General features: G+C 55.0%; 1 rRNA gene. It reads left to right on the top strand.

The window, feature by feature from the left end:
* The first annotated feature begins 45 nt into the window (after nucleotides 1–45).
* Nucleotides 46–3,200, top strand: a 23S ribosomal RNA gene (locus tag AB0362_RS26445).
* The last annotated feature ends 43 nt before the right edge of the window (nucleotides 3,201–3,243 follow it).

The raw sequence follows: 3,243 nt of genomic DNA, 5'->3' as shown, positions 1-3,243 counted from the left end.
TGTGTGTGTTGTTTGAGAATTGCACAGTGGACGCGAGCATCTTTGTTGTAAGTAATGAAGAGCGTACGGTGGATGCCTTGGCACCAGGAGCCGATGAAGGACGTAGGAGGCTGCGATAAGCCTCGGGGAGCTGTCAACCGAGCTGTGATCCGAGGGTGTCCGAATGGGGAAACCCAGCACGAGTGATGTCGTGTTACCTGCACCTGAATATATAGGGTGTGTGGAGGGAACGTGGGGAAGTGAAACATCTCAGTACCCACAGGAAGAGAAAACAACAGTGATTCCGTGAGTAGTGGCGAGCGAAAGCGGATGAGGCCAAACTTTGTGCGTGTGATACCCGGCAGGGGTTGCGTATGGAGGGTTGTGGGGTTTGCATTGTCGATTCTGCCGGATCGGCCGACAGTGAGAAATTGTGGTGTTAGTCGAAGTGGTCTGGAACGGCCTGTCGTAGAGGGTGAGAGTCCCGTAGACGAAAACACTGCAACTGTCGTTGTGAATACCCAAGTAGCAGCGGGCCCGTGAAATCTGCTGTGAATCTGTCGGGACCACCCGATAAGCCTGAATACTCCCTGGTGACCGATAGCGGACTAGTACCGTGAGGGAAAGGTGAAAAGTACCCCGGGAGGGGAGTGAAATAGTACCTGAAACCGTGCGCTTACAATCCGTCAAAGCTGGTGAACAGTTTACTGTTGCTGGTGATGGCGTGCCTTTTGAAGAATGAGCCTGCGAGTTAGTGGCATGTCGCGAGGTTAACCCGTGTGGGGTAGCCGTAGCGAAAGCGAGTCCGAATAGGGCGTATCACCGTGAGGTGTGTAGTGGCGTGTTCTAGACCCGAAGCGGAGTGATCTACCCATGGCCAGGTTGAAGCGACGGTAAGACGTCGTGGAGGACCGAACCCACTTAGGTTGAAAACTGAGGGGATGAGTTGTGGGTAGGGGTGAAAGGCCAATCAAACTCCGTGATAGCTGGTTCTCCCCGAAATGCATTTAGGTGCAGCGTCACGTGTTTCTCACCGGAGGTAGAGCTACTGGATGGTCTAGGGGGCCTACAAGCTTACCGAAATCAGCCAAACTCCGAATGCCGGTGAGTGAGAGCGTGGCAGTGAGACTGCGGGCGATAAGGTTCGTAGTCGAGAGGGAAACAGCCCAGATCGCCAGCTAAGGTCCCTAAGCGTGTACTAAGTGGAAAAGGATGTGGGGTCGCGAAGACAACCAGGAGGTTGGCTTAGAAGCAGCCACCCTTGAAAGAGTGCGTAATAGCTCACTGGTCAAGTGATCCTGCGCCGACAATGTAGCGGGGCTCAAGTACACCACCGAAGCTGCGGCACTCACACAACAGCCCCATGCAAGTCTGCGGATTTGTGTGCAGGTGTGTGGGTGGGTAGGGGAGCGTCGTGCAGCCATGGAAGCATCGGAGTGATCCAGGTGTGGAGGCTGCGCGAGTGAGAATGCAGGCATGAGTAGCGAAAGACGAGTGAGAAACTCGTCCGCCGAATGACCAAGGGTTCCTGGGCCAGGTTAATCCGCCCAGGGTGAGTCGGGACCTAAGACGAGGCCGACAGGCGTAGCCGATGGACAACGGGTTGATATTCCCGTACCCGTGTAACCGCGCCCATGGTGAATCAGTGACACTAACCACCCTGAATCCACATGACCGATCTCTTTCGAGAGTGAGGCGTGTGGTGGATGCGTGGGACCTGATCTGGTAGTAGCCAAGCGATGGGGTGACGCAGGAAGGTAGCTGGGCCAGTCAGTGGTTGTACTGGTGTAAGCCTGTAGGGCGAACGGTAGGCAAATCCGCCGTTCATACAAGCCTGAGAGGTGATGCGTAGCCGATTGAGGCGAATTCAGTGATCCTATGCTGCCGAGAAAAGCCTCTAGTGAGTTGTTACACGGCCCGTACCCCAAACCGACACAGGTGGTCAGGTAGAGAATACTAAGGCGATCGAGATAACTATGGTTAAGGAACTCGGCAAAATGCCCCCGTAACTTCGGGAGAAGGGGGGCCTTGTCCGGTGACGGAATTTACTTCCTGAGCTGGGTGGGGCCGCAGAGACCAGTGAGAAGCGACTGTTTACTAAAAACACAGGTCCGTGCGAAGTCGTAAGACGATGTATACGGACTGACGCCTGCCCGGTGCTGGAAGGTTAAGAGGACCGGTTAGCCAGCAATGGCGAAGCTGAGAATTTAAGCCCCAGTAAACGGCGGTGGTAACTATAACCATCCTAAGGTAGCGAAATTCCTTGTCGGGTAAGTTCCGACCTGCACGAATGGCGTAACGACTTCTCAGCTGTCTCAACCATAGACTCGGCGAAATTGCATTACGAGTAAAGATGCTCGTTACGCGCGGCAGGACGAAAAGACCCCGGGACCTTCACTACAGCTTGGTATTGGTGTTCGGTTCGGTTTGTGTAGGATAGGTGGGAGACTGTGAAGCGGTGACGCCAGTTACTGTGGAGTCGTTGTTGAAATACCACTCTGATCGTATTGGATACCTCAACCTCGGACCATGATCTGGTTCAGGGACAGTGCCTGGTGGGTAGTTTAACTGGGGCGGTTGCCTCCTAAAATGTAACGGAGGCGCCCAAAGGTTCCCTCAGCCTGGTTGGCAATCAGGTGTCGAGTGCAAGTGCACAAGGGAGCTTGACTGTGAGACTGACAAGTCGAGCAGGGACGAAAGTCGGGACTAGTGATCCGGCACCGGCAAGTGGAAGCGGTGTCGCTCAACGGATAAAAGGTACCCCGGGGATAACAGGCTGATCTTCCCCAAGAGTCCATATCGACGGGATGGTTTGGCACCTCGATGTCGGCTCGTCGCATCCTGGGGCTGGAGTAGGTCCCAAGGGTTGGGCTGTTCGCCCATTAAAGCGGCACGCGAGCTGGGTTTAGAACGTCGTGAGACAGTTCGGTCTCTATCCGCCGCGCGCGTAAGAAACTTGAGGAAGGCTGTCCCTAGTACGAGAGGACCGGGACGGACGAACCTCTGGTGTGCCAGTTGTTCCACCAGGAGCACCGCTGGTTGGCTACGTTCGGAAGGGATAACCGCTGAAAGCATCTAAGCGGGAAGCCTGTTCCAAGATGAGGTTTCTCACCCCCTCGAGGGGGTAAGGCCCCCGGCAGACCACCGGGTTGATAGGCCAGAACTGGAAGTCGGGTAACCGATGCAGGTGACTGGTACTAATAGGCCGAGGACTTACCACAAAGAAGCTACGCGTCCACTGTGCAATATCTGAAACAACACACG

This window comes from Rhodococcus sp. NPDC079359, from assembly GCF_040702585.1.
In the GTDB taxonomy this organism is placed as follows: domain Bacteria; phylum Actinomycetota; class Actinomycetes; order Mycobacteriales; family Mycobacteriaceae; genus Rhodococcoides.
The sequence above is the reverse complement of the archived record's forward strand: the minus strand, read 5'-3'. Positions and strand labels throughout refer to the sequence as shown.